Annotated in this window: 26 protein-coding genes and 1 pseudogene; 15 read left to right on the plus strand and 12 right to left on the minus strand. The window is 68.1% G+C overall.

Annotation, left to right across the window (positions count from 1 at the left end; translation table 11 throughout):
- The first annotated feature begins 2 nt into the window (after nucleotides 1-2).
- Nucleotides 3-1,310, plus strand: a complete 1,308-nt coding sequence (locus ACFYP5_RS32785; RefSeq protein WP_389042603.1) for a cation:proton antiporter — start codon at nucleotides 3-5, stop codon at nucleotides 1,308-1,310.
- Nucleotides 1,311-1,432: 122 nt separating this feature from the next.
- On the plus strand, nucleotides 1,433-1,852 hold the full coding sequence (locus ACFYP5_RS32790; RefSeq protein ID WP_389042605.1) for a hypothetical protein: 420 nt from the start codon (nucleotides 1,433-1,435) through the stop codon (nucleotides 1,850-1,852).
- A gap of 142 nt (nucleotides 1,853-1,994) precedes the next feature.
- Here ACFYP5_RS32790 and ACFYP5_RS32795 read toward each other — a convergent pair.
- Nucleotides 1,995-2,259 (minus strand): annotated as a pseudogene (locus ACFYP5_RS32795) (ArsR/SmtB family transcription factor); the annotation flags it as partial.
- 294 nt (nucleotides 2,260-2,553) lie between these two features.
- Between ACFYP5_RS32795 and ACFYP5_RS32800 the strand changes: the two are divergent.
- Nucleotides 2,554-2,760 carry a DUF5988 family protein gene (locus ACFYP5_RS32800; RefSeq protein WP_389042607.1) on the plus strand — a complete coding sequence of 69 codons (207 nt, stop codon included), beginning with the start codon at nucleotides 2,554-2,556 and terminating at the stop codon, nucleotides 2,758-2,760.
- Between the two features lie 191 nt (nucleotides 2,761-2,951).
- Here the strand turns inward: ACFYP5_RS32800 and ACFYP5_RS32805 are convergent, their stop codons facing one another.
- Nucleotides 2,952-3,392 (minus strand): protein phosphatase, encoded by a 441-nt coding sequence (locus tag ACFYP5_RS32805; RefSeq protein WP_389042609.1) that lies wholly within the window; start codon nucleotides 3,390-3,392, stop codon nucleotides 2,952-2,954.
- Between the two features lie 333 nt (nucleotides 3,393-3,725).
- Between ACFYP5_RS32805 and ACFYP5_RS32810 the strand changes: the two genes are divergently transcribed.
- Together ACFYP5_RS32810 and ACFYP5_RS32815 are read left to right on the plus strand one after the other, a co-directional pair.
- Nucleotides 3,726-4,127, plus strand: a complete 402-nt coding sequence (locus ACFYP5_RS32810; RefSeq protein ID WP_389042610.1) for a YciI family protein — start codon at nucleotides 3,726-3,728, stop codon at nucleotides 4,125-4,127.
- Nucleotides 4,124-5,356, plus strand: a complete 1,233-nt coding sequence (locus ACFYP5_RS32815; RefSeq protein ID WP_389042612.1) for an RNA polymerase sigma factor — start codon at nucleotides 4,124-4,126, stop codon at nucleotides 5,354-5,356. Before ACFYP5_RS32810 ends, ACFYP5_RS32815 begins: the two co-directional genes overlap by 4 nt.
- Nucleotides 5,357-5,403: 47 nt before the next feature.
- Here the strand turns inward: ACFYP5_RS32815 and ACFYP5_RS32820 are convergent, their stop codons facing one another.
- A complete protein-coding gene (locus ACFYP5_RS32820; RefSeq protein ID WP_389042614.1) occupies nucleotides 5,404-5,850 on the minus strand; it encodes a DUF6228 family protein in 447 nt (148 codons plus the stop codon).
- A gap of 531 nt (nucleotides 5,851-6,381) precedes the next feature.
- Here ACFYP5_RS32820 and ACFYP5_RS32825 point away from each other — a divergent pair.
- Nucleotides 6,382-6,885: a DUF1203 domain-containing protein gene (locus tag ACFYP5_RS32825; protein ID WP_389042616.1), complete on the plus strand. Its 504-nt coding sequence runs from the start codon at nucleotides 6,382-6,384 to the stop codon at nucleotides 6,883-6,885.
- A 168-nt stretch (nucleotides 6,886-7,053) separates the two neighbouring features.
- On the opposite strand, the gene tpg is transcribed toward ACFYP5_RS32825, so the two are convergent.
- From tpg to chvE, 7 genes are all read right to left on the minus strand, one after another.
- Nucleotides 7,054-7,611: a telomere-protecting terminal protein Tpg gene (gene tpg, locus ACFYP5_RS32830; protein ID WP_389042618.1), complete on the minus strand. Its 558-nt coding sequence runs from the start codon at nucleotides 7,609-7,611 to the stop codon at nucleotides 7,054-7,056.
- 9 nt (nucleotides 7,612-7,620) lie between these two features.
- The gene (gene tap, locus ACFYP5_RS32835; RefSeq protein WP_389042620.1) at nucleotides 7,621-9,825 is read right to left on the minus strand and encodes a telomere-associated protein Tap; all 2,205 of its coding nucleotides are present in this window, start codon (nucleotides 9,823-9,825) and stop codon (nucleotides 7,621-7,623) included.
- A 21-nt stretch (nucleotides 9,826-9,846) separates the two neighbouring features.
- Nucleotides 9,847-10,203 (minus strand): hypothetical protein, encoded by a 357-nt coding sequence (locus tag ACFYP5_RS32840; protein ID WP_389042622.1) that lies wholly within the window; start codon nucleotides 10,201-10,203, stop codon nucleotides 9,847-9,849.
- A gap of 354 nt (nucleotides 10,204-10,557) precedes the next feature.
- On the minus strand, nucleotides 10,558-11,733 hold the full coding sequence (locus tag ACFYP5_RS32845; protein WP_389042811.1) for a S1 family peptidase: 1,176 nt from the start codon (nucleotides 11,731-11,733) through the stop codon (nucleotides 10,558-10,560).
- Nucleotides 11,734-12,005: 272 nt separating this feature from the next.
- Nucleotides 12,006-13,241: a multiple monosaccharide ABC transporter permease gene (gene mmsB, locus ACFYP5_RS32850; protein ID WP_389042623.1), complete on the minus strand. Its 1,236-nt coding sequence runs from the start codon at nucleotides 13,239-13,241 to the stop codon at nucleotides 12,006-12,008.
- 6 nt (nucleotides 13,242-13,247) lie between these two features.
- On the minus strand, nucleotides 13,248-14,789 hold the full coding sequence (gene mmsA / locus ACFYP5_RS32855; protein WP_389042625.1) for a multiple monosaccharide ABC transporter ATP-binding protein: 1,542 nt from the start codon (nucleotides 14,787-14,789) through the stop codon (nucleotides 13,248-13,250).
- Entirely contained in the window at nucleotides 14,786-15,901 is a 1,116-nt protein-coding gene (chvE, locus tag ACFYP5_RS32860) for a multiple monosaccharide ABC transporter substrate-binding protein (RefSeq protein WP_389042627.1), read from the minus strand. Before chvE ends, mmsA begins: the two co-directional genes overlap by 4 nt.
- Nucleotides 15,902-16,387: 486 nt before the next feature.
- On the opposite strand from chvE, the gene ACFYP5_RS32865 reads away from it, so the two are divergent.
- The 4 genes from ACFYP5_RS32865 to ACFYP5_RS32880 all read left to right on the plus strand — a co-directional run bounded on the left by ACFYP5_RS32865 (nucleotide 16,388) and on the right by ACFYP5_RS32880 (nucleotide 21,692).
- Nucleotides 16,388-17,410, plus strand: a complete 1,023-nt coding sequence (locus tag ACFYP5_RS32865) for a nucleotidyl transferase AbiEii/AbiGii toxin family protein (RefSeq protein WP_389042629.1) — start codon at nucleotides 16,388-16,390, stop codon at nucleotides 17,408-17,410.
- Nucleotides 17,411-17,822: 412 nt separating this feature from the next.
- A complete protein-coding gene (locus ACFYP5_RS32870; protein WP_389042631.1) occupies nucleotides 17,823-18,803 on the plus strand; it encodes an alpha/beta fold hydrolase in 981 nt (326 codons plus the stop codon).
- Between the two features lie 363 nt (nucleotides 18,804-19,166).
- Nucleotides 19,167-19,805, plus strand: coding sequence for an HD domain-containing protein (locus ACFYP5_RS32875; RefSeq protein WP_389042632.1), 639 nt, complete (start codon nucleotides 19,167-19,169; stop codon nucleotides 19,803-19,805).
- A gap of 609 nt (nucleotides 19,806-20,414) precedes the next feature.
- On the plus strand, nucleotides 20,415-21,692 hold the full coding sequence (locus ACFYP5_RS32880; protein WP_389042634.1) for an MFS transporter: 1,278 nt from the start codon (nucleotides 20,415-20,417) through the stop codon (nucleotides 21,690-21,692).
- Between the two features lie 232 nt (nucleotides 21,693-21,924).
- On the opposite strand, the gene ACFYP5_RS32885 is transcribed toward ACFYP5_RS32880, so the two are convergent.
- A complete protein-coding gene (locus tag ACFYP5_RS32885; protein WP_389042636.1) occupies nucleotides 21,925-22,308 on the minus strand; it encodes an alpha/beta fold hydrolase in 384 nt (127 codons plus the stop codon).
- Between the two features lie 89 nt (nucleotides 22,309-22,397).
- Between ACFYP5_RS32885 and ACFYP5_RS32890 the strand changes: the two genes are divergently transcribed.
- From ACFYP5_RS32890 to ACFYP5_RS32905, 4 genes are all read left to right on the plus strand, one after another.
- The gene (locus ACFYP5_RS32890; RefSeq protein WP_389042638.1) at nucleotides 22,398-22,802 is read left to right on the plus strand and encodes a hypothetical protein; all 405 of its coding nucleotides are present in this window, start codon (nucleotides 22,398-22,400) and stop codon (nucleotides 22,800-22,802) included.
- A 114-nt stretch (nucleotides 22,803-22,916) separates the two neighbouring features.
- On the plus strand, nucleotides 22,917-23,147 hold the full coding sequence (locus ACFYP5_RS32895) for a DUF6233 domain-containing protein (protein WP_389042639.1): 231 nt from the start codon (nucleotides 22,917-22,919) through the stop codon (nucleotides 23,145-23,147).
- Between the two features lie 69 nt (nucleotides 23,148-23,216).
- Entirely contained in the window at nucleotides 23,217-23,765 is a 549-nt protein-coding gene (locus tag ACFYP5_RS32900; protein ID WP_389042641.1) for a GNAT family N-acetyltransferase, read from the plus strand.
- Nucleotides 23,766-24,028: 263 nt separating this feature from the next.
- Nucleotides 24,029-24,388, plus strand: coding sequence for a hypothetical protein (locus ACFYP5_RS32905; RefSeq protein WP_389042643.1), 360 nt, complete (start codon nucleotides 24,029-24,031; stop codon nucleotides 24,386-24,388).
- A 58-nt stretch (nucleotides 24,389-24,446) separates the two neighbouring features.
- Here ACFYP5_RS32905 and ACFYP5_RS32910 read toward each other — a convergent pair whose 3' ends face one another.
- Nucleotides 24,447-25,196 (minus strand): SDR family oxidoreductase, encoded by a 750-nt coding sequence (locus tag ACFYP5_RS32910; protein ID WP_389042644.1) that lies wholly within the window; start codon nucleotides 25,194-25,196, stop codon nucleotides 24,447-24,449.
- 70 nt (nucleotides 25,197-25,266) lie between these two features.
- Between ACFYP5_RS32910 and ACFYP5_RS32915 the strand changes: the two genes are divergently transcribed.
- Nucleotides 25,267-26,169: a LysR family transcriptional regulator gene (locus tag ACFYP5_RS32915; RefSeq protein WP_389042646.1), complete on the plus strand. Its 903-nt coding sequence runs from the start codon at nucleotides 25,267-25,269 to the stop codon at nucleotides 26,167-26,169.
- The last annotated feature ends 22 nt before the right edge of the window (nucleotides 26,170-26,191 follow it).

The following is a 26,191-nucleotide window of genomic DNA, read 5'->3' on the forward strand; positions in this document are numbered from 1 at the left end:
CCGTGGGACATGCTGACACCCTGCTCGCCATGGGCGGCGCCTTCCTGGCCGCCGCTGTCCTGGCCCGCCTCGGCAGCCGGATCGGCCTGCCGACCATCCCGCTGTTCATGCTCGCCGGCATTCTCCTCGGCCCTCACACCCCGGGCCTGGTCCTGGTCGAAGACCCACGCGACTTCGACATGCTCTCCGCGCTCGGCCTGGTACTGCTGTTGTTCTACCTGGGCCTGGAATTCCACCTCGACGAGATCAGAAGTGGCGGCCGACGGCTGCTGACGGCCGGCGGAATCTATCTGCTGCTGAACGTCGGCGCCGGACTGGGATTCGGGTTCGCAGTTGGCTGGGGGGCGCGGGAAGCCCTCGTACTCGCCGGTGTCCTGGGCATCTCGTCCTCCGCGATCGTCACCAAGATCCTCATCGACCTCGGCCGTTTCGCACGCCCGGAGACCCGCCTGATCCTGGGCGTCATCGTCGTGGAGGACATCTTTCTCGCCCTGTATCTCGCCGCTCTCCAGCCCATCATCAGCGGGGCCCAGGGCGTCACGGAAGCGGTCCTGCAAGCGGCCAAGGCGTTCGCCTTCCTCCTCGTCCTGGCCGCCGCAGCCCGCTACGGCACCCGTCTGATCGGCCGCCTGATCACAGTCCGCGACAACGAACTGCTGGTCATCAGCTTCCTCGGAGCCGCAGTCCTCATCGCCGGCATCTCCGAAGTCCTCGGGGTCGCCGATGCCATCGGCGCATTCATGGTCGGCCTGATCCTCGCAGGAACCCCTTCCGGACCGCGGATCCGCGAACTGGTGCACCCGTTGCGCGACGCCTTCGCAGCCATCTTCTTCTTCGCCTTCGGACTGGCCATCGACCCGGGAGACATCGCTTCCGTCGCCATGCCGGTCGCCGCAGCAGCAGCCCTGACCATCGTCATCAACGTGGCCGCGGGTCTGCTCGTCGCGCGCCTCTACCACCACGGCCCCCAGCCCGCCGCGCGAATCGCCACCACCCTCCTGGCACGCGGCGAGTTCGCGCTGATCCTGGCCGCCATGGCCACCAGTGCCGGCCTCGACGGCCGCCTCGCGCCGTTCATCGCCGGCTACGTCCTCGTCCTCGCCGTCCTCGGGCCCGTCGTCGCCGGGCGCGCGCACCTGCTCGCCCATGTCCTTCGAGCGGCGGCCACCTGGCTGCCCGGCCACCGAGCCCGCACCCCCTTTGCCGCCACCCCGTCGGCCGATCCGGTACTGGGCGCGTCCGGCACCCGCTCCGACAGCGACGGCTGCCTGCCGGCCCCGTCCGGCGCGCCCACCGAAGCGCAGCAGTAGTGCGGGAGAACCGCGGAGGGTGCCCGCGCCAACGACGGGGCTCCGCGGGCCGACGCCTTGGTCGGACCGGAGAGCGATGTCGGCCGCACCGGCCATCGCCCGACGCGGCGATCCCGCCTTCCATGCGCACCGAGCGCAGCCGTCGCACGCTCGCCGTGTCCGCAACCTCGGCCACCGTTTCGGCGGCAGCGCTGATCCTCGCCGGTGGATTCTGGGGGCTGCAGGGGCCCGCCATCCCGACCCTCGTGCAGCGCCACGCCCCGGCGGGCAGCGTCGGCAGTGCCTACGGGGTGGTCAACGGCGTCGGCAACCTGGTGTCGGCATTCATGCCGACGCTCATGGGAACGGCAATCGCCACGGACGGCGGACACGGCTTCGCCGCAGGACTGTCCCTCCTGGTGGTCACCCAGGTCATCACTCTGGTCAGTGCCGTGGTCCTGCTCCTCCGCCGCCGAGGACCGCACGCCGGACAGGATCGGACCGTGCCAAGCGCCGGGCCAGCGGTCAGCTCCCCGGGACAGGCGACCAGCACTGCTCTCTGACGTCGAAGGAGGTGCGCGTCGGCAGGTACGTCGTCCACGCGAAGGAGGTGGCCGGGATGCCGTCCCGGACCAGCGCCGCCTTGTACGGCTTCACCGCGGGATGACCGTCGGGCTCCAGCAGCAGTTGGGTCCCGTCGGGGTCTTCCGGTGAGACCACGGTCAGCCATCGAAGGGGATCGGTGTTCAGATCGTGGAGCTTGTATCGGCCCTGGCGCCGCGAATGGACCAGACCCGCGGATTCCAGTACGGCCAGATGCTGGCTGATCGCCTGACGGGACAGCCCCAGACCGTGTTTGGTCACCAGCCGTGTAGATCTCGAACAGGGTCTGGCCATCCCGTTCCACCAGCTCATCAAGGATGCGCCGACGAGTGGGATCGGCCGGTGCCTTGAAGACGTCCTCCGCCATGGGAAAACGGTAGGCAAGCGACGGCTTGCCTATCAAGTCACGTGCTCCGGCATTGCCTGATCGAAGCGACACGCCCTCCCGCCCGCGCGACAGGCCCGGTACGGTGCGGTGCCCGGGTCGGCCCACGGCTACGACACAGCCGAGCCCGGCCGGACTCGACGGACATGCCGTCGACACACCATCAGCGGCCGTCACAGCATGCCTGGTGGCAAACGGCTGTGAGGGAGAATCCCACAGAGAGCCTCCTCGGCGCGTCATGAAGAAGCCGAGCCACCCTCCGGGGAAACTCTCGTCATGACCAACGCAACAAAGGCAGTCCTCGAGGGCGGACCCGACGATCTCCCCGAGCGGATCGTCTCCCTCACCGCGCCCGGGACCGACGTCAAGATTCCGTTCCGCGGCGGATACGAACACTTCAAGGCCACAGCGCGCCATCAGGAAACCACCGAGGGCGAGCTGCCTGTCTACGAGTGGTGGGAACGCACAGAGATTCCGGGCTGATCACTTCTCACAGGACGGGCCCGGGCACAGAACCGTCGGTACGCCGGCACCACGCGACCTGCCTGACCACTTCCGCGGTCATGGTTCCGTCCCCTCACCGCCGCCCCCATCACTGCACCGAAGTCAGGCAGCGGCAGGGAATCAGCGACCACAACAGCCCACAGCCTTGGGCGGCGGTCCGCATCCGTGCCCTACATCTCCCGTACGTCCTGGAAGCGCAGTACGAATCGTCGTTGCCAGGGAGTTTCCACCGCGCGGCGGTGGTAGTGCCGGCGGACGAACGCCACCGCCTGGTGGGCCGGGACTCCATCGAGGACAGCCATGCATGCCAGAGCTGTCCCCGTCCGCCCGTATCCACCGCCACAGGCAATCTCGACGCGTTCGTTCGCCGCGCGCGTCAGAGCCTCTTCGACGAGGCCCCGCGCCTGCTGACGGTCCGGAAGCCAGAAGTCGGGCCAGCGCAACCAGCGAGCATCCCAGGCGGTGGCCGGTGGCTGCTTGCCGAGCAGATACAGCGCGAAGGACGGAGCCGGTCCCGGCGGCAGTGGACGACGTAGGCCACGGCCGCGCACCAGTACGCCAGAGGGAAACCGAATGATCCCGCTGTCCGTCGAGCTCCAGTTCTCCACCACCCGGGCAATCTACCGGTGGTTGATGGGCAACCACGGCACGGTCTCGACGTTCCCTCCGGACCGGGCGAGATGACAGGGACTCCGTCGGAACTCGGTGCTCCGGCACAGTGATGGCGGTTCGGGCGGCTGCCTGACAGTGCCCGCCCTCCCCCGCACACGGGAGGCAAGTCCCCCATCAGCGCGGATTCGCCGCACCGCCTGACCGGCACGCCGCCGGCGAAGGGGCGGCACCCCTCCCGCAAAAGACTTCCGCCGTCGATGTAGAGATCTGCTTTGCCGCTCCGTCCATGGGGTGAGTGCGCCACACTGGGCGCAGCAGACACAGGAGCCGACATGCCGAAGTTCTTGCTCATGGTCAACCACGACGGGGGCGTCTTCGAGGAGCCCATGGACCAATGGAGGCCCGGCGACATCGCAGCGCACTTCAACTACTACGAGCTGCTGACCAAGGAACTGACCGAGAGTGGGGAAATGCTCCAGTTCGTGGCGCTCGCCGACCCCCGACTGGCCAAGATCGTACGGTCGGACGGCAGTGCAGCGCCGCTGGTGACCGACGGGCCCTTCCCGGAATCGAAGGAAGTGCTGGCCGGGTTCAACGTCTTCGACGTGGAGTCCGAGGCCCGCGCCCTTGAGATCGCGGCGCGGATCTCCGCCGTGCCCGGACCGGGCGGGGTACCGACACAACAGCCGGTCGAGGTGCGGCAGGTGATGAGCGGCAGCCAGGACGACCTGTGAGCGGTCTCCACTCCGTCGAGGACCTGTTGCGCTCGCTGGCGCCGCAGGTCCTCGGTGTGCTCGTACGGCGGATGGGGGACTTCGACGCATGCGAGGACGCCGTGCAGGAAGCCCTCATCGCCGCCGCCCGGCACTGGCCCGAGGACGGTGTACCCGGCAATCCGCGCGGCTGGCTGCTGCAGACCGCCACGCGGCGATACATCGACCAGGTACGCAGCGAGCAGGCGCGGCAACGGCGCGAGGAGCTCATGGCCCAGGAACCGGCCGCAGGCAGCGTCCCCGCCGGTGACGACACGCTCATGCTTCTGTTCATGTGCTGCCATCCCGCACTCACACCCGCCTCGGCGATCGCACTGACGCTGCGGGCGGTCGGTGGCCTGGCCACCTCCGAGATCGCGGGCGCCTACCTGGTGCCGGAGGCGACCATGGCGCAGCGCATCAGCCGGGCCAAGCAGCGTGTCAAGGCATCGGGCCCCGGATTCGAGGTCCCCGAGCCCGGGGCGAAAGGCTGGGCGGTTCGGCTGCGTTCCGTCCTGCACGTGCTGTACCTGATGTTCAACGAGGGCTACGCCACCACGTCCGGCCCCGCAGTGCACCGCGCCGACCTGTCCGGCGAGGCCATCAGGTTGGCCAGACAGGTACACCGGATCCTTCCCGGCGAGACCGAAGCAACCGCGCTGCTGGCCCTGATGCTGCTGACCGAGGGCCGTCGCCCCGCCCGCACCGGCACGGACGGCGACCTGGTCCCTCTGACCGAGCAGGACCGCACTCGCTGGGACCGCCGCCTCATCGGCGAAGGCGCCGCGCTGCTCGCCACTACGATCGGCGGCGGACCACCTGGCGAATACCGGCTGCAAGCCGCCATCGCAGCCGTCCACGATGACGCGGCACACGCCAAGGACACCGACTGGCCACAGATCCTCGGCCTGTACGGACTGCTCGAACACGTGGCAGGCAGCCCGGTGGTCACCCTCAACAGGGCGGTCGCGGTCGCGATGGTCGACGGCCCCGATACCGCCCTCGCACTTCTCGACGAACTCGACACCGACAACGGACCGCTCCACGGCCACCACCGTGTGCACGCCGTGCGGGCACACCTGCTCGAGATGGCAGGCGACATCCCCTCCGCGCTCGTCCACTACCGTGCCGCGGCGGCCCGCACCACCAGCTTGCCTGAACAGCGTTACCTGACTGCGAAAGCCGCTCGGCTTCACCACGCGCGCAACTGAACGCCGGCGTCATCTCACGTGGTGGGCCTCGCCTCAGGCTCTTCCGGCTACTCCGCGAGGCTCGTGATGAACGTGTGGATGTCGGCGGCGAGGTTGCGCATGTCCTCGCCTGCCGGGTGCACCGTGGTGGCCTCGAAGTGCCATTGCTCGCAGGGCGCCCGGTCGTGGATGCCCCAGGTCAGTTGGACGTAGCCACCAGTTCGGTGCTCCGCCGAGAGGGTCAGGTCGTAGCAGACGGAGTGCCAGGTACGTACTCCTTCCCAGCCCCGGAAGTCTTCGGCAAGTGAGGTGAGGAAGGTGTCGAGGCCATCGCCGCCCCAGGTCTCCACCGAGGTCTCGATACTTCCCCAGGGCCCGCAGGCCGTGATGAGGAAGTCGAGCGTTGGTTCATCCTCGAACGGCCGTGTCGGCTCCGAGAGCAACAGGCGGGCGGGTCCGGGACCGGGGTCTCCCACATGGACCGCAAGGCGGCCGGAATCGTCGTAGTCGATCACGCGAACAGGTTAGAAGACCGGGCTGGGCATCCAACCGCCGCTTTCGGACGGGCCGGCATCGGGCGCGGCCGGCCTTGAGTGGTGATCATCCATCGTGGCTGTGGATCGAGCTCCATCTGGTTCCTGACGGACTGTGGGCGATAGCGGCGTCGCTGACGGGCCGCCGGGAGGCAGTGTCTGCACGGTCACGGCGAAGTGGTGCGTACCCTCATCGGCCGATCCGGGCTGTCCGGCGTCCCGTCATTCAGCGGCACCACCGGCTCGTACTAGTCTGCCGACCAGGACCGGCCATAAGCTCCGGCCGCGGACACCCGAGTGCCCATCTGCCAGGAGTCGATGGGCCCCGGCGACACGGGACTGCTGCGGAGCTGTTCGCGTAGGCTGCAGTACGGCGTCCCGGGAGCGATGACCGTTACGAGTTCCAACTGCGACTGTGCGCCCCGGGTGACCGGCCTGAGCGTGGCAGCCGACCCAGAACCCTCCGTCGGATTTCCGCCAGCACCTCATGCCCGGCCGCGCCACGATGAAGGCATGACCAGCACCTATCAACCGCGGCCCATCACCCCCACCGCCCTCAAGGAGCTCCGCGTCCGTGACGACGCCGGGCGTCCGATGCGCCCGTACGTGGACGAGGAAGGCGGCGCCCCGCTCCGCTGCTGCCTGCGGCTCAGCGTCGTAGGCGACCGGATCGCCCTCGCCTCGTACGCCCCGCTGCGTCGCTGGGCGGCCCGGACGGGTGCCGAGCCCGGGGCGTACGACGAGCAGGGTCCGGTCTTCATACACGCCCAGGAGTGCGACGGGCCGGCCCCGGACGGCTCCGGCTATCCCTGGGCCCGACCGGGCGCTCTCCGTGCCTTCCGCCGCTACGACAGCCGAGGGCGCATCATCGGCGGCCGCATGGTGGAGCTGCCGGAGAATGCCGACGCATCCTTCGACCGCGCCTTCACCGAAGCCTTCGCGGACCCGGATACCGCACAGGTCCATGTGCGAGCCGTTGAGTACGGCTGCTACCACTTCCGCGTGGACCGACCCTGACTGGCCGAGGGGCGGACTGTCGTCCACGTAGGGTCCCGCCCCTCACGCCTCCGAATGACCGACGCCGAGCAGCCCGACGCTGAGCACCAGAACCGCCGAGCGAAATGCTCGGTGGCCAACTGAACCGCTCAGCCACAGCCATGAGATTGATGAGGGATACAGCGCGGGTCAGTACTCGAGCTCTACATAGTCGATGTCGGTGAACTCCACGAGCAGGTCGTCTGCCCGGCGTCCCCCGTCCTTGAAGTAGATCTCCTGGAGACCCTCGGCAACGATGGTGCGCAACTGCTGTTCGGACGCACCGGTCTGCCGGGCGTCGAACAGGCGTGCCGCATAAGCAGCTGGGAGATGCTGGGTGATCCGGCGGATACGGCCGTCGTCCGTGCTGCCCGGGGCGGCGGTGAAGCCGAATCGGGCGCGGGTCTCCACGACGATGCCGCCCGTGGCAGCCGCCTGCTTCTGGGCCCGTTCGCGCACACGGGGCTGCCAGTCCCGGCGGACTTCGGCGGCGAGCCGGGCGGCGAGATCTCTGCGCGGGTGCTTGAACTGACCTGTCAGATACCGCTCGACCGTACGCTGGGAGACGCCCAGGCGGTCGGCTGCCGCGCGGGTCGAGCCTCTCTCACTCCTGACCAGGAAGCGCATCTGTGCCGGGGCCGTCTTCGGGAGCGGGCGGGTGAACGAGGCCGTCTCGGCCCTCTCCAGACTGTCGCCGATCTTCCCCATCCGGGTTTCCTACTCTCCGTCTGCCGCGGCGTCGGTGCCCTTGATGTGGCGGGCAGGGTTGTGGCCCTGGTCGAGCATCTTGACGGCCCACATCAGGTCCTGGGTGCCTTCGTGCTTGACCATGCCGGGGCTCACCCCGAGGCGGAATCCACCGGGCAGCGGTTTGCCGTCGGGGGTGTGCGGCAGGAAGTCGAGCGGCGAGGGTCCGTCGGACAGATAGACCGCGCAGTCCGACAGGACCGCGATCGGGAACAGGTCGGCCGCCGTGGCCAGCTTGACCATCTTGCGGTGCATGTTCACCCGGGCCGTCGAAATGACCGCGGCGCGGATGTCGGGCCGCCAGGTCGGCCGTGCCAGGGCGGACCACGGCTCGCCCGAGCGGTACTTCGCTCCCTGCGGGCGCTCCCTCAGCTTCCCGATCCCTCCCTTGACCGTCGCCTTGATCGCCGACAGTACCGCCACCGGTCCCGGGTCGGAGTGCTTGTGATGCTCCATCGCGGTCAGGAAGTCGTCCTCGGCCATCCCGGAACCGACACCGAGGTCGGCCATGGTCTCCTTGTACGCCTCGGCCAGGACCTTGTACCAGGGGTCCAGATACGGGCCGGCCTCCGGGCGGATGTACGCCTCGGTCGGCTGGATCCGCACGTCGAGGCCCTGAGTACTGATGAGTTCGGCGGCGTAGGCGACGGTGGGTGTCGCGTACCAGGCGGGGCCCGTGGGTGGGGCGCCGTGCGGGGTGAACGGCGACGGCAGGCGTGGATCCAGGGCGATCGCGGAGAGATCGACCAGCCAGCAGCCCGGCACCTTCTTGTCGAAGACCGGTGCGGTGACGTGGACCGGTTCCCCGAGACCGACGATCAGGCGGTTCGCGGCGGCGAGGAAGGCGGTGTTCACATCGATGCCGACCGCGAAACTCTTGACGCATTCCGCGTCGGTGAGCAGTTGCGGATCACGGAACCAGTCGAACGCCTCCTCGTCCAGGACCTCGTCGTGCGTACGCACATGGCCACGGGGGTGCAACGCCGCAACCACGGGATGCTCATCCGGTGCTTCGGGCGGCGCCGGGTCGACCGGGTGGGTGAGCGAACCGGGCACCGGCCCCGACGCCCACCCGCCGGACGCCTCGTCCAGCACGGCACGCGTCGGTGGGCGCAGCGCGGTCATCAGCTCCAGCCCTGCCACCGCCGCCGAACCGCACGGAGTGATCACGCGGGCCGCGTACGTGCCCAACACCTGGGCCAGCGCAGCCGGCTGCAGCTGACCGGCACTCCCCCACGCTCTGGAATCCAGCGCGCCCCACGGCAGGATTGCCAGCTGGACACACTGACGTCGGCCACCCTGAACCGGACGGTAGATCCGCACCCATGGCCCGAACCCACGCCGCGTCAACCGCCACCCCGCCTTTGAGATCTGCTTGACCACCTTGTGGTCCTCGGGCAGACGCAGCGTGCGGCGGTCCGCGAGCTCGGCAGGCAGCCCGAAGCGGGCGGCCGCGGAGTCGGTGAGCACGACCAAGGGGTCGGCGTCCCTGCCGTTGCGATGCAGACGAGCAGCGCCGAGTCCCGCCTCTGTGAGCGTCCAGTCGACGAGGGAGGGGATGTCCCTGGCCGGGCAGTCCAGGACGAGACCGCCAAAGGCGTAGGCCGATCCGTCGCCGTCCACGACGGCCAGTGGTCCGTTCACGAACCGGGGATCGGAGGAGGCCGACGAGGCGGAAGAGGCAGGGGCCGGTTGCCTCCCGGGGGACGTGGTCCTCCTGGGAGCAGTGGTCCTGCTCGGGGTGGTGGCCCTCTCGGGGGCGGGCCGATATGGCGCGGGCTTCTCCGCGGCGTCCCCCACGGCCCTGTCCGTGGTGTCCTTGCTTCCGGGAGCCTGCTCCCCCGCCGACGTGCCCGTCACGGCACTGTCCTCCGTCGCGTCCGGCGCGCCGGTCGGCATGCGGGGTGCGGCCGGTACGTCGGCCGCGGCGGCCAGTTGGGCCGCGATGCCGTCCAGCAGCTTCGCGTATGCAGCACGGGTTGCGCCCTGGGGCTCACTGCGGCCGGCTTCCCACCCGGCGACCGTCGTCCGGGTGACGTCGAGCGCTTCGGCGATCTCCGCCTGAGTGAGCCCGTAGCCGGTCCGAAGGCGCGCCCGCTCGGCGGGCTCGGGCAGTTGCGTGCGGCGCGGCCCGGACTTGAGCAGGGCGTCGACGGGATCGGGCTTGCTGGCCATACGGCGCTTGCTCCTTCGGTGTCAGTCCCGGTCGCTGCCGGAAGGGCGGTAGGGGGCCGCGTCCAGGAACTCGCGCAGGTGCTGGCCTGTGAGAATACGGGCGGGATTGCGCCCCGGGGGCAATGGGAGCCGCTGCCCCAGCGCCCACTGGAAGCGGGCGGCCGGAGTCAGGTCGAAGGCGTACTTGCCGCCTTCGCCGGCATCGGGCGCGGAATTGACGATCCGGTACGCGCCGACGCACACCCCGCCGTCGACGAAGGCCAGCAGGAAGTCGCCGTGCCGGGCCACGGTCCCGGCCGAGAAACGCCACCAACGGGCGGCACCGTCCTCGACGGTCCGACCGGCACGGAGCGAGGCCCTCACATCCACAGCCAGCATCAAGCCCCTCCCCACGCGCCTGCGCATCCAGCCGACTCACTCAGTCGATCAACCGATCAAACCAACCCTAGTACAGAACAACACTCTTTATAGCCTCATAAAAAACGTTCCCTACGGCCGACACGGACGTCGACATCGGATCCGGTTGGCCGGGCCGGGCCGTTCGGCCCGCGACTACGCAGGCGGCCTTCGTGAGGTTGGTGCCGGCTCCGACCGGCTCGTCGCACGAAAGGCCTGCCGCGACGGGAAGTCTGTCGCGGCAGGCCTCGGAGACGGGACACGGCGGTCGACGGAGCCGATGTGGACCATGGCGTACGACTCCGCCGACGTGTCGACGCCGTTCCGCCGTAGCCGTCAGGCCGTGTGCAGTGTCAGCCCGTACCGGTTGAGGATCTCGTTGATCGGCTGGTGCCAGGTCTCACCGCCACTGCTGCAGTTGCCCCAGCCGCCCGAAGTGACGCCCTGTGCCTGGTCGCCGCTGATGAACGAGCCGCCCGAGTCGCCCGGCTCGGCGCACACGCTCGTCTTGGTCATCTGATAGACGGCGCCCTGGCTGTAGTTGACGGTCTCGTTCGTCGCCAGCACATTCCCGCAGTGCCAGTGGGATGTGGAGCCCGAGCGGCAGATGGAGGCGCCGATGGGAGCCACCGCGGAGCCGCGGACCAACTGGTCGGAGACGGTGCCCCAGCCAAGGACCACCGGCACGGTCCACCAGCCGTTGCCCACGCTGACCCAGGCGTAGTCGTCGCCCGGGAAGGAGGACCCTTGGAAGTTGCCGATGTACGAGCCGTCCCATCCGCTGACCCCGGCTCCTGCCTGACCGCAGTGGCCGGCCGTGACGAAACCGCCGTACACGGAGAAGCCGATCGAGCACCGCACGTTGCCGGTGTAGTACGGGTCGCCGCCGACGGTGCCGGCGGAGAAGGTCTTCGGTGCCTCGGCGGTCCGCTGCACGAGCACCGGTCCGGCCTTGCGGGCCTTCTCGACGAACGTGCGGACATCGTTGTCATCCTCCGACGATGCAACGACGTTCACCACTACCCGGCTGGCCTTCGGGTCGACGTGCCAGCCGGCGACACCCTCGGGGGCGGAAAGCGCGTCGAGCTGCGCCTTGGCGGCATCGAGCTGACGCGCACTGTGGGCCACCAGCCGGACTGTCGCACCGGTCGCGCGTACGGCACGAGCCTTCTTGTCACTGGTGACGGCGACCGTGAGCTTGCCCGTTGCCGGATCGAACCAGGAACCGCCGTAAGACGGCCCTGCCGCCCGTCGAGCCTTTCCCTGTACGGCCGTTGCCGTCCGCTCCGCGGTCAGGCGCGCCTTCGCCTGACTTATCGTCAGACCCAGGTCCTTCTGCATCGCGGACAGCAGGCCGGCCGAGGCCGGCGCCTTGGCGGTGGACGCGGGGGTGAAGCTGGAGGTACTGGTGGATGCGGATGCCGTGGAAGGGGCATCCGCGGCGGAGGCGGGGGCGATGCCGGCCGTTGCCCAGGCTCCGAGCAGAAGTACGGCGGACAGACCGGTGCGTATCACTGTCGTACGTCTCAAGGGAATGGACCCTTCTGTTGTTCCGACATTGGTGGGGGAGGAACAGCAGACGTCCGAGACCTCTCACCTGAGAGCGCTCTCAGAGTGTGCCGCGACAGACTGTAATGCAGCGTCATCGTCAGGTCCATGCCAATGACGGCGAAGGTGTTCGCCATGCCGTTCAGGCTCTCGTCGCCGGGCTGTTGCGCCGGCGACGAGAGCCTGCTGGTTACTGGTCGTGCGCGGGGGTGGCTCCTTATGGGCGGCAGGGTCGGTCAGGAGCCGGCCTTGCGCTTGTTGTAGACGTCGAACCCGACCGCGGCAAGGAGGACGAAGCCCTTGATGACCTGCTGGTAGTCGGTACCGACACCTACCAGCGACATCCCGTTGTTGAGCACACCGAGCACCAGGCCGCCGATGATGGCGCCGAACACCGTGCCGACGCCTCCGCTCATCGAGGCGCCGCCGATGAACGCGGCGGCGATGGCCTCCAGTTCGAAGTTGGTACCGGCCTGAGGGACACCTGCGTTGAGGCGGGCTGCGTAGACGATCCCGGCGAGGGCGGCCAGCACCCCCATGTTGACGAAGACCAGGAAGGTGACGCGCTGGTCCTTCACCCCGGACAGCTTCGCCGCCGCCCGGTTGCCCCCGAGCGCGTACACATGGCGTCCGACAATCGCGTTGCGCATGACGTAGCCGAAGCCCATGAGCAGTACGGCGAGCAGGAGCAGGACGACCGGGACACCTCGGTAGCTGGCCAGGGTCATCGTGAAGGCGAGGACCGCCGCGCCCATGGCCACGCACTTGGCGAGGAAGAGGTTCCGGGGCAGGACGTCGAGTCCGTACCGCTGTTGCCGCCGCCGGTCGCGGACCTCCTGGATCAGGGCGAAGGCCAGGAGTGCGAGGCCCATGAGCAGGGTGAGATTGTGATAGTTGGTCTGGGGACCGACCTCCGGGAGGTAGCCGGTGGAGATCTTCTGGAAGCCTTCGGGGAACGGGCCGAGCGAGCGGCTGCCGAGGAGGATCTGGGTGCCGCCGCGGAAGAGCAGCATCCCGGCCAGTGTGACGATGAACGACGGGATTCCGACGTACGCGATCCAGAATCCCTGCCACGCTCCGGCGACCGCTCCGACGAGGAGGGCGAGGACCAGGGCGAGGACCCATGGCACATCCTGCTCGACCATCATCACCGCGCAGGCGGCGGAGACGAAGGCGGCCAGCGAGCCGACCGACAGGTCGATGTGGCCGGCGATGATGACGATCATCATGCCGATGGCGAGGACGAGGATGTAGCTGTTCTGGAGCACCAGATTGGTGACGTTGTTCGGCTTGAGAAGGACGCCGTCGGTCCATATCTCGAAGAGCACGACGATCAGTCCGAGGGCGATGAGCATCCCGTACTGGCGCATGTTGCGGCGGGCCGCCTCCAGGAGGAGGGTTCCGGTGGTCGCGGGCACCGCCGCTGTGGCCGGCGTCGGGCGCTGCGGGGTCTCGGTGGGGGCCTGGGACATTTCCTGCTACCTCTTGTCGCTGGTCATATGGCGCATCAGGACCTCCTGGGTGGCCTCCGCGCGCGGAACTTCGCCGGTGATCCGGCCGGCCGACATGGTGTAGATGCGGTCGCACATGCCGAGGAGCTCGGGCAGTTCGGAGGAGATCAGCACGACTGCTCTGCCTTCGGCGGCGAGCCGGTCGATGACGGTGTAGATCTCGTACTTGGCGCCCACATCGATGCCGCGGGTCGGTTCGTCGAGGATCAGCACGTCAGGTCCGGCGAAGATCCACTTGCTGAGGACGACCTTCTGCTGGTTGCCGCCGGACAGCCGGCCGACCTGCTCGAAGACGGTCGGGGCCTTGATGTTCATGGACTTCCGGTACGACTCCGCGACCCGGGTCTCCTCGTGCTCGTCGACGACGCCACGCCGCGCCACCTTGCCCAGGGCACTGAGGGTGATGTTGCGGCCGATGGTGTCGATGGTGTTGAGGCCGTACTGCTTGCGGTCCTCGGTGACGTAGGCGATGCCGTGCCGGACAGCCTCCGGCACGGTGCGGGTACGGATCTCTTTGCCGTCCTTGAAGATCTTGCCGCTGATGTTGTGACCGTAGGTGCGTCCGAAGACGCTCATCGCCAGTTCGGTGCGTCCCGCGCCCATCAGGCCGGCAATGCCCACGATCTCGCCCCGCCGGGCCTCGACCCGAGCGTGGTCGACGACCTTGCGGTGCTGGTCGATGGGGTGGTGCACGGTCCAGTCGCGGATCTCCAGGGCAGGGTGGGCGCCCGGATCACCCTCGTACCTGGTCCGCTCGGGGAAGCGGTGGTCGAGGTCGCGTCCGACCATGCCGCGGATGATGCGGTCCTCGGTGGTCGCCTCGGCGTGCACGTCGAGAGTCTCGACGGTGCGGCCGTCGCGGATGACGGTGACCGAGTCGGCGACCGCCGCGATCTCGCCCAGCTTGTGCGAGATGATGATCGAGGAGATCCCCTGCCCCTTCAGCTCCTTGATGAGGCTGATGAGCTGGGCGCTGTCCTCGTCGTTGAGTGCGGCGGTCGGTTCGTCGAGGATCAGCAGCTCCACCTTCTTGGCGAGTGCCTTGGCGATCTCGACGAGCTGCTGTTTTCCGACTCCGATGTCCGCGACCCTGGTCTGCGGGTGTTCACGCAGCCCGACCCGTTCCAGGAGGGCGGCGGCGTGCCGCAACGTCTCGTTCCAGCTGATGAAGCCGTGGCTGGCGTGTTCGTTGCCGAGGAAGATGTTCTCCGCGATGGAGAGGTACGGCACCAGGGCGAGTTCCTGGTGGATGATCACGATGCCGCGGGCCTCACTGGCGCGGATGTCCTTGAACGTACAGCGCTCGCCGCGGAATCGGATCTCGCCCTCGTAGCTTCCGTGCGGGTGCACTCCGCTGAGGACCTTCATCAGGGTCGACTTACCGGCGCCGTTCTCCCCGCAGAGGGCGTGTACCTCGCCCTCCGCGACGGTCAGGGAGACATCCGAGAGCGCCTTGACGCCGGGGAAGGTCTTGACGATGGACCGCATTTCGAGGACCGGCACGGTCATCGGAGGTCGCTCTCCTTGATGTAGCCCGAATCGACCAGCTCCGCCTGGTAGTTGGTCTTGTCGACGCTGACCGGGTCCAGGAGGAAGGACGGCACGACGCGCTTCTCGTTGTTGTACGTCGTGGTGTCGTTGACCTCGGGCTTCTTGTCATGGAGGACGGCGTCGGCCATCTGGACCGCCTGCTTGGCCAGGGCCCGGGTGTCCTTGTACACGGTCTGGGTCTGCTGTCCCGCAATGATCGACTTCACGGAGGCGACCTCGGCGTCCTGACCGGTGACGACCGGGTAGGGCTTCGACTTGGTGCCGTAGCCGTCCGATTTGAGCGCCGAGATGATGCCGATGGAGATGCCGTCGTACGGGGAGAGCACAGCGTCGACTCCGGCCGACGAGTAGGCGCTGGTCAGCAGGTCGTCCATGCGCTTCTGTGCGGTGCCGCCGTCCCAGCGCAGGGTGGTGATCTGGTCCAGTTTCGTCTGCTTGCTGCGGACGACGAGCTGCTTCTTGTCGATGTACGGCTTGAGGGTCTTCCAGGCGCCCTGGAAGAAGTAGCGCGTGTTGTTGTCGTCGGGCGATCCCGCGAACAGCTCGATGTTGAAGGGCCCATTCTCGGAGCCGGACTTCAGGCCGAGCTTGTCGACGATGTAACCGGCCTGGAGTTCGCCCACCTTTTCGTTGTCGAAGGAGGCGTAGTAGTCGACGTCCGGGCTGCCGAGGATGAGCCGGTCGTAGGAGATGACCTTGATGTTCTGCTCCCCCGCCTGCCGCAGGACGTCGCTCAGCGCGCGGCCGTCGATCGCCGCAATGACCAGGACGTCCACACCCTTGGTGATCATGTTCTCGATCTGGGAGACCTGCTGATCGACATCGTCCTCGCCGTACTGCAGGTCGGTCTTGTAGCCGAGCTTCTTGAACTCGGCGACCATGTTGGCGCCGTCGGCTATCCAGCGCTCCGACGACTTCGTCGGCATGGCGATGCCGATGGTGGAGCCCTTGCCACCCGACTTCTCCTCCTTGCTGCCGCCGGCGCTGCTCTGCCCGCAGGCGGCAAGGGAGAGGGACAGCACAACGGCTGTCAGGGCGGCTGCTGCAGTACGTGTGCGGGTCGTGCGCATGATCGATCCTCCGGAGTACGAGGGAAGCGGCGGGAGTTGGCCCGAAAGGTGGTGGATCCCATCGAGCGTTCGGTATATCGGACAAGGTTCGAATCGCTGAGCGTGCCCATTCGTGACTGCCGGACGATCAGCCGATCCCCTTGAGCGGCAAGGCGGTTGCTCCTGGGGCTCGCGTAACTCCTCTAGCTCCTAGGGTGTTCGATATTTCGTCACCCGTTCGAAATTCTGGCGTGACCGTAGTGAGGGGTCGGGGAGAGTGTCAATGGTTCGCGCACACGCAACTGGGACAAGCGCGTAGCCGGAGCGGATTTCGGCCGTTCCGAGGCCGGCTCGCATCGATCCGGCACAAGTGCTGGAGCCGGGTCCGGGCGCTCCCCGTACACCCCGGGAACCTATGCTGTCACCAAGCGCTGGCAGCCGCCGCACCTCCAACTGCCGCCTCGGACAAGGCGGACGATGCCACACCTCTGCTCGGGAGCCTTCATCATGACGCCCTCCGCTGGCGATGCCTCCTCCTGGACGAGGCTGTGGGCCGGCTCCCCACACATCCCGCACGCGCCCCTCGACGACGTGACACGGCGGCACGCGGATCTCCCCGCAACGCTGCTGCCGGCCGCCGTCGGCATGCACCACCCGGCGATCTTCGAACCTGCGTTGAAACAGTTCGCCAACGCCTACCGGGCCGGGGAGCCGCGCTTCGGGGATGCCGCGACGGGCCGGCCCTGGCACCGGGCGCGGCGGACCGTACTCGATACGGTGCTCGCGGCTGTCGCGGACGGTCCCTGGGCCCGCCATCTGGTGCTGCGCGGCAGCGTGTTGATGGCCAGCTGGTGCGGGGATGCGGCCCGTGACCCGGGCGACCTGGACTTCCTCTTCGTACCTCAGGACTGGGCCATGGACGAGCTCCGGACCGCGAGTCTGTTCGACACGATCGCCCGGGACAGCGCGGCAGCCGCGCGCGGCGCCGTCCAGATCGACGCGGCCGCCATGGTGACCGAGAACATCTGGACGTACGACCGGGTTCCGGGCCGCCGCATGCTGCTGCCATGGACGGCATCGGGGATTCCCGGTGGCACCGTACAGCTGGATGTGGTGTTCAACGAGGCCCTGCCGGCCCCGGCCGAACTCACCGAGCTCCGCCCCCTGGGTGACGGTCCCGGCTGCCGGGTAGCGGCCGTCTCCCCCGCTCTGTCGCTGGCCTGGAAGCTGCTGTGGCTGGCCACCGACGCCTATCCGCAGGGCAAGGACCTGTACGACGCGGTCCTGCTGGCGGAACACACCCAGCCGTCGTACGAACTGATACGGGACGCCTTCGTGCTCAGCGGCGCGGAGGGGGTGAGGCCGGACGGTACCCGATGGCTCGACGAGCTGGACGTGGAGACCGGTTGGCGTCACTTCACAGCCGAACACCCCTGGGTCACGGAGGATGCGGCAAGCTGGCGGGGGCGCCTCGCCCGCGCGCTCGGACCGCTGCTGGAGACGGCGGAGCGACCGGGAAAGGACGACTGAAGCCGGTGTTGCCCGGTGGCTGCAGCCCCTGGTGGAGTCCACCCGCGCGACGGCCGCCGACCCCCTGAAGTCACCCTCGGGCACCTGTGCGTTTGCGGCAGGGACGGGACTGACGGCTGCGATCGTGATCGTCCGTGAGACCAGCAAAGAGGTCCTACCCGCAGGGGCGCCCGCCAGGAATCACCAGCCCATAGCGGGAGCTTTCACGCACCCGTCCGACCGTCGTGGGCCCTGGACAGTGACGGACATTGAAACGCGTGAGGCAGACCGCCCAAGGCCGCTTTGCGGAACCGGCAAGAAGACTCGCCCCCGCTTTGCTGAACCGGCAAAGGGACTCGCCACGTCCGCGCCGATACCCGCATGATTGGGTAACGATCTTGGTGCATGGCAGATCGAGAACTTTGGAGGGGTCATGTCGAAACAGGCCACGGAAGTCACCCACCGGCTGGTGCCCTCGCCCGCAGGCCGGATCCACTTGGTGGAGCAGGGCACCGGGCCGCTGGTGTTGCTCGTGCACGGCTTCCCGGAATCCTGGTACTCCTGGCGCCACCAGCTGCCGGTCCTGGCCGCAGCCGGGTACCGCGCGGCCGCGATCGATGTCCGCGGCTACGGCCGCTCCTCCAAGCCCGGCGACACCGAGGCGTACCGGATGCTGGAGCTGGTGGAGGACAACGCCGCCGTGGTGCACGCCCTGGGCGAACGGTCCGCGGTGATCGTCGGCCACGACTGGGGGTCGGCCAACGCCGCCAACTCCGCCCTGGTCAGGCCGGACGTCTTCCGCGCGGTGGGCATGCTCAGTGTTCCCTACGCTCCGCGCGGTGGGCCACGGCCCAGCAAGGTCTTCGCGCAGTTGGGTGGGGACGAGGAGTTCTACGTCTCCTACTTCCAGGAGCCCGGCCGGGCCGAGGCCGAGATCGAGCCCGACGTGCGCGGCTGGCTCGCGGGCTTCTACGCCGCTCTGTCCGCCGACACCATGCCCGCGCCCGACGCACCCGGCCCGCATTTCGTCAGCCGAGGCGGGCGGCTGCGCGACCGCTTCCCCACCGGTCGGCTGCCCCTCTGGCTCAGCGAGAACGACCTGGATGTCTACAGTGGGGAGTTCGAGCGGACGGGCATGAGCGGGGCGCTCAACCGCTACCGGAACATGGACCGGGACTGGGAAGATCTCGCCGACTTCGACGGCGCCCCCGTCACCCAGCCGTCCCTGTTCATCGGTGGCGGTCTGGACGGGTCCACCACGTGGATGGCCGATGCGATCAAGGCATACCCCTCCACCCTGCCCGGCCTGGTCTCCTCCCAGATCCTCGACGGCTGCGGCCACTGGATCCAGCAAGAGCGCCCCGACGAGATCAACCGGCTCCTGACCGACTGGCTCGCCTCCCTGCCCGCCTGACGCCTCTCCGAAAACTTGGACACATGCCCGGGAGTGGCCGGACGTCGGCCCGCCAGGAATGCTCAGTGCTGTCGTAACTCGGGTTCTGGAACCCATTCCGTGAGCGATCTTGAGTCCCGCTTCACCAGAGCTGATCGCATACGGCGGGACCGGCCGTCCCGGTCAGGCCTCACAGCGCTCCCCGCGGGACGAGGCCGCTATGGGCTGCTCGCTGACAAGGACAGTTGCCCACAAGGGTGAAATACTTATCTTGTGAGACGGGGGCGGCCACCACGCTTGCCGCCCCGCCGGAATTGGCACCTTCGAGTTGGCTCCGTAGGCGCGCATGCGCGCTCTTGGGGCCCAGCGGAGAGGGAATCAGTTATGGGCGAAAAGATCGCGGGCATCGAAATCCCCGATTCCCGGCTGGCGGCCGAGGCCACGGCGCTGGTCCGCGAAGCTGAGCCCCCGCTGCTGTTCGACCACTCTCGCAGGGTCTACCTGTTCGGGATGCTGCAAGGGCTACAACGCGGCCTGAAGCCCGAACCGGAACTGCTCTATGTCGGAGCGATGTTCCACGACCTGGGTCTGACGCAGACATACCGGACCACTCATCAGCGCTTCGAGATCGACGGTGCGAACGAGGCGCGTCGGTTCCTTACCGAGCATGGGGTCGCCGCTGACCATGTCCGCCGGGTCTGGACGGCGATCGCCCTGCACACAACGCCTGGTGTTCCGGAGTTCATGGAGCCTGAGATCGCGTTGGTCACCGCGGGCGTGGAGACTGATGTGCTCGGGATCGGCCGTGACGACCTGGATCCCGCGTCGATCGAAGCCGTCACCGATGCGCACCCACGACCCGACTTCAAGCGGCGGATTCTGGAGGCCTTCACTGACGGCTTCAAGGACCGGCCCGACACAACCTTCGGCACCGTGAACGCTGATGTACTAGCCCACTTCGTGCCCGGTTTCCAGCGCATCGACTTCGTCGAGGTCATCCTGAACAGTTCCTGGCCCGAGTAGCCGGCTGGCGAAGACTCCTGCGCGTTTCAGCCGACGCATGTGAAGCCAGGGTGCCCGTGGCCGGAGGAGAATGAAATAAGTAGTCAACCGCCAACCACAACGGGCAGGTTGTCCTGTCGTCGGCGACGCTCAGCCGTTGAAGGGACGCGTAGCTGCCGCTGGACGGCGTCGTATTCCTCGCTGCGGAGGCCCGGACGCATGTGGAGCGGTTGAGTGCGGATTGGCGCAGCGCTTCTTCCTGGCTTCCTGGCTGATGCTCCGCCAGGGCATCAGGTATACAGACAGGTCGCCGACTTCTGACCCGAACAACAGCCGAAGGAGACGGCGTCTTGGCCGCCGGGCGGCACCCTGCGCCCGCTGCCGGACCCGGACACCGTCGAGCTCGACGATGACAATGGCGCGGAGGACTGAACCGCGTCAGTGGCCGACCTGACGGTGAGAGTCTGCCGGGCGCCGCCTGTCGTGCGGCTGTCACGACAAAACCGATTGCAGACGGGCCGGTGCCCTGGGTACGGTCCGCGCATGTCTGTTCTGCTCTGTGACGTCTAGCTCGGATACCGGCCTCGACACCACCCTCGTATCCTTGAGCTGTTACGGAGCGTAACTTAAGTGAGTACCTTGCGCGGTTTCGGCCTGCTCCGAAACCGGGACTTCTCCCTGTTACTGAGCGGCCAGCTGGTCTCCTCGATAGGCGATCAGGCTCAGTCCATCGCCCTGCCGCTGATCGTGCTGGCCCTCACCGGGTCGGCCACCCACGCCGGGTACGTACTCGGCTTGGGCACCCTTTCGTTCCTGGCATTCGGGCTGATCGCCGGGGCACTCGTCGACCGATGGGATCGCAAGCGCACCATGATCTGGTGCGAGCTCGGCCGGACCGCGCTCACGGCCGGCGTCGCCGTCGAGCTGTGGCTGGACAGGCTCACGATGCCCCAGCTGTACGCGACGGCCGCGCTCTCCGGAATCCTGACCACTCTCTTCCAGGTGGCAAACATCGCCGCGCTGCCCAACGTGGTCGGTCCGCGACAACTGTCCGCCGCGCTCGGCTACTCGCAGTCCGCCGGCAATGCGGCGGGCGTCTTCGGTGCCTCTCTCGCCGGGGCGCTCTACGCCCTCGGACGGACCGTGCCCTTCGCCGTGAATGCGGTCTCCTTCGCCCTGTCCGCTGCCTCGCTGCGCCTCATGCGCGCCCGGTTTCAGATGGACGGTCACGCCGCGCGGACGAAAGCCGGGCTCGCCATCGAGATCCGCGACGGGCTCGGCTGGCTCCGGCACCAGCCGGTCATCCGCTTCCTCACCCTGGTATCGGCCGCTGACAAGGTTCGCTACGGCGCGGGTTACCTGCTGATCATCACACTCGCTCGGCAACTTGGCGCCTCCTCGCTGTGGATCGGCGTCATCTTCAGCGGTGCGGCGGTCGGCGCAGTGGCGGGGGCGCTGGTCTCGGAAAGGGCCACGCTTCGCTTTCCGCTCGGGCGGATCGCCGTGGTGATGTTGTGGTTGGAGGCACTGATTTTCCCGCTGTACGCGCTCGCCCCCAATCCACTACTGCTGGCGGCGGTCGCGGCCGCCGAGTCGCTGGTGGCTCCGGTGTACATGGTGGCCATGACTACTCACCAACTGGCCATTACCCCAGACGAGTTGCGGGGCCGCACGACGAGTGCGGTATCGACGCTCACCACGGGAGCCTTGTCGGTCGGCACTCTCGCAGGCGGTGCGCTGATCACCACACTAGGCGCCAAGCCTCTGGTCTGGCTCTGTGGAGCGTGGCTGCTCGTGTTGGCCATCATCACTACGGCCAACCGGGCCGTGCGGCAGGCACCGCCGGCAGGCGCGATCCCCCGACGCAAGGCCACCATCACGGTCGAGACTACGGACGTGGCCGGCTAGCGCCCCGGACTTCGGCCACCGCTGATCCTCAGTGGGTGCGAGGACACTGATGATCAGCGGTGGTCGCTGGTCACGCAGGGCTCTCCTGCCGCGCTCCGAACCGCATGCGGGCGAATGCTCGATCGCGGCCTCCCGGTCGAAACGACCGCGGTAAGCCCGAAGTGGTGGTGAATCTGCAGGTCACAAGAGTAATCGCGGTGTACGACCCCAGCCCCGTTCTGGCACCGCGTTGTCAGGAGGTCGGAGTGACGGTGTCGGTGACGCGGAGGAAGGCCCGTAGGCCGTCGAGGAGGTCCACCGGGTTCTCGTAGAACGGGAAGTGGCCGCCGTACTCGTACGTCGCGTACTGGACCACGTTGTAGACCGCCTCCAGGTCCGCGCGCGTCGGGATCGGTGCGAGGGGGTCCGGGAAGCCGGCGAAGCCCGTCGGCACGGTGATGCGCCCGCCCTGCGGCAGGGTGCTGCCGTTCTCGTCGTATGCGCCCTTGTACACCCACCCGCTGGTGTCGAAGGTGCCGGTGGCGACGTAGAGCATGATCTCCGTGAGCAGTTGGTCGCTGGTGAAGATCTGCTCAAAGGTGCGTGTGCGGCGGTCGTATTGCAGCTGTACAACCACTGGATGATTGGGTTGCAGCAGGGCCGGCGGATGGCGAGACCTCGCACCAGGGTCTGTCCGACGGATCGGGATGATGGCAGGGTGTGCCCGTGAGCTACAGCATCTTCCTGCTCCGGTTCGTGGACGGCGAGGTCGTCGCCCTGGACGCCGAACGGTTCCAGCAGGTGACGGAGCCGTACGTCGTGGCGGGTGGTCCGGAGGAGGGCTTCTCCCAACTCCGCGCGGAGGACGGGGGCGAGGCGGACCTCTACCACGCGTCCCACGGTGAGGACGGCATGCAATGTGTGACGGCGACGCACTTCGCCCGGGGCGCGATGAGCGGCGTACTCGCCCGGCTGGCGACAGCCCTCGAAGCCTCAATCGTGCCCCAGGACGGCGACGCACTGATCTTCCACGAGGACCAGCGCCGTCATCTCCCTGCGGACCTCCAGGGGAAGACGCTCGTCATAGCCCCTACGGCCGACGCCTTCCAGGCGGCATTCGACGCGCTCTGAGCGTCTCTGCCCGGAACACGTGCGGAGACCCATGACCGGATCCTTGCTGCGGTGACGGCGCCGCGGAACATATAGCCCCGTTTTTCGTAACGGGTCGCGATGGCATGGGAGTTCTTGACCCGATCGACGGTCCGTTCGACGCAGTGGCGCATCGTCAAGCAGCACCGCGCGTGCGACGCGAATGTCCGCCGCACCAGCGTGCACGGCGCCGGCTGCTCGACCGTCCACGGGAAGAGGACCCTGGTGGACAGCGAGGCGGCGACCCGCGCCGCGATGGCAGAGCCGGGCGCACGGGGCTGCGCCATCTGCGGCACAGATCAGTCGCTCCGGCAGAAGCGGGTGTGAGCAGTTGCGGTACAGGAAATTCCGTCGAGATTGATCTTGCCGGGTCGGGCGTGCGATAGGTTCCTTGCCGTGACTGAACCAGGGTCCATCACTTGGCCACCTGCACCGATGAAGACCGAGCGACTCGTGCTCCGCGAGCCCGAGGCCCGGGACCGTGCGGTGTTCATCGAGCTGTTCACCTCACCGGAGGTGGGCACCTACCTGGGCGGCCCTCGACCGCGTGATGAGTGCGAGCGCGCGTTGCCTGAGACGCCCGAGAGGCGTCCTGGCCTTTTCGTGATCGAGCTCGACGGAGCGATGATCGGCACCATCGAGCTCAACCGGCGCGACGCGGAGCGTCGGAGTCATGTCCGTCCGGATGCCGGGGAGGTCGAACTCGGCTACCTGCTCCTGCCGGAGGCATGGGGACACGGATACGCCGCCGAGGCGTGCGCGGCGGCGCTTGATTGGTTCGCCGACGCACTTCCCGGCGAGCCGGTGGTGCTGTGCACCCAGACCGCCAACGACCGCTCGATACGCCTTGCGGCAAAGCTGGGGTTCGCCGAGGTGCAACGGTACGAGGCGTGGGGCGCCGAACAGTGGATGGGCGTGTGGTCCCCGGTCACGCCGCCCGCTTGAGCTCGTGCCCGGAAGGGACGCAGGCGCCATCGTCGGCGTGCTAGCCGACCAAGACCAATCTCAGCGGCATTTCCTGTACCGCAAATGCTCACACCCGGGAAAGCTCGTAGGTTCACGCAAACTGAAGCGTTCTCAGCAGAACCCGGGGATGGACTGTGGTGATTTCATGGGTCCGGCCGTCGGGTTCAGGCGAAAACAGGGGGTGAGTACCAGCGGGCGCCCCGGGCTCCCTTCTTGGGAAGGGAGCTGGCATCGTACGAGTCATGGGAACAGCAGGAACGACGCCACCGGAACCCCCGAGGCAGAGGGACATCGCATCTCTTGGTGAGGTGGCGTGCCGCTATCAGCCGGATGAGATCCGCCCGGAGGACCTGCCGATGATTGCTGCTGAGACCCTCGCGGCCGGGCTGGACACCCCGACGCTGTGTGAGCTCGCCGGTTTGCCTCGGAACTCGGATGCCCGCGACGCGTTCTGTCCAACAGGCGGCGTTGACGCTGACACCGGGTTCATCAAGAAGGGAACGGTCTTCTACAACACGATCGTCGGCGAGTCGGGAACCGGGGCCAGCCGCAGACTGGCTCTCCCCGTTGCTGCGCCATTGAACGTCCGCGGGAAGCGATGATCGCCAGCGCGTATTCCTGTCGAGACCGGGTAAGCCCCGCGCCCAGCCGCCTGACGGCTCACCAGGGCGCTGGGCCCTCGTCGTCGGTGAAGGTGCCGGTCGGTCCGTCGGCGCCGATGGTGGCCATCCGTACGGCGGCCACCGCGCCTTCGGCGGGGGTGCGGTGGCCGCGGTGGCCGTTCAGGTCGGTGGCGACGTAGCCGGGGCAGACCGCGTTGACCTTGATGCCGTCGGGCAGCAGGTCTCGGGCGTACTGCAGGGTAAGGGCCGTCAGCGCGGTCTTCGACGTGACGTACCCGGCGGAGATCGGGATCGGCGGGCCGTCGGTGCGCTCCAGGTCTGCGTTGATGCTCAGTGAGCCCACGGAGCTGGACACGTTGACGATCCGCGGAGAGGCCGATCGGCGCAGCAGCGGCAGCATCGCGTTGGTGACGGCGATCACCCCGAAGTAGTTGGTCTCGAAGATGGCGCGCAGCACGTCGAGGTCCGCCGTGCTGGGGCGCTGGTCGCCCAGGTCGCCGCTCGGAGGGCCGCTGATGCCGGCGTTGTTGACCAGCGTGTCGAGCCTGCCGTAGCGGGACTCGATCTCGGTGGCGGCTGCAGCGGCCGAGACCGGGTCCGTCACGTCGAGCACGACTGAAGCCGCATCGGCGCCGCTCTCGCGCAGCTCTGTGGCAGCCTTCTGGCCGAGCTCGGCATTGCGGGCGCCGATCACGACGATGTGGCCCAGGGCCCCAAGCTGGGCGGCGATTTGGCGGCCGATGCCCTTGTTCGCGCCGGTCACCAGAGTGATCATGGTTTCGTTCATGGATCCAGCACAACACCGCACCGAACGCGCTGGCCAACACCTGTAGCGTCTCGAACGATACCCTGCAGGTATGGATGTGCCGGAGACGCGGGAGCTCACCTACTTCGTCGCCGTCGCCGAGGAACTGCACTTCGGGCGCGCCGCACAGCGCTTGGGCATGGCGCAGCCGCCGTTGTCCCGCGCCATCGCCCAGTTGGAGCGACGCATGGGCGTGCAGCTGCTGGAGCGCACCAGCCGGGCAGTGAACCTCACCGCCGCCGGCCAGGTCTTCCTGACCGAAAGCCGCAAAGCACTGGACGCGGTCTCGGCATCGGTCCGGCGAGCGCAACGGGCGGGACGGACCGATCCGAAGCTCACGCTGGCGATGAAGCCCAACGGAGATGCAGGGCTGCTGGAGTCGATCCTGCAGCGCTACCGCCGCGATTCTGATGCCGTCGACATCGAGGTGATCGTCTGCGGCATCGGGGAGCAGGCTCCGATGCTGCGCGACGGCAGGGCCGATGTCGCGTTCCTGACCGCGCCCTACGACGACGTCGCGGGATTCGACACCGAACCACTCGTGACCCAGGACCAGGTCGCCATGCTTCCCCGGGCCCACCCTCTCGCCGGCCGCGCCGCCTTGACCCTCGCCGACCTGGCCGGCGAACAGCTACCCCGATGGCCTGATGACGATGTGCACGCCACCGATGGCCGTCTTCCCCAGGTGCGTGATATCTCGCAGCTGATGCAGCTGGTTGCTCTGGGTCAGCTGGTCGCGGTCCTGCCCGAGTCGGTGCGCCAGCGTGCCTGGCCCGACGTTGTGTGCGTGCCGCTGCTCGATGCGCCGCCCACCGCGGTTGTCGTGGCCTGGCCGGAGCGGACGACATCGCGGGCGGTGGCCGCGCTGATCCGCGCCAGCGCGGAGGCGGCGGAGACCGCAGGGGCGGGCGCGCTGCATCGAGATGAGCACCGCAACCAGGACGCCCTGACGTAGGCTTCACACCTTGCGGCGTCAC

The sequence above is a fragment of the Streptomyces sp. NPDC005262 genome (assembly GCF_042872425.1).
In the GTDB taxonomy this organism is placed as follows: Bacteria; Actinomycetota; Actinomycetes; order Streptomycetales; family Streptomycetaceae; genus Streptomyces.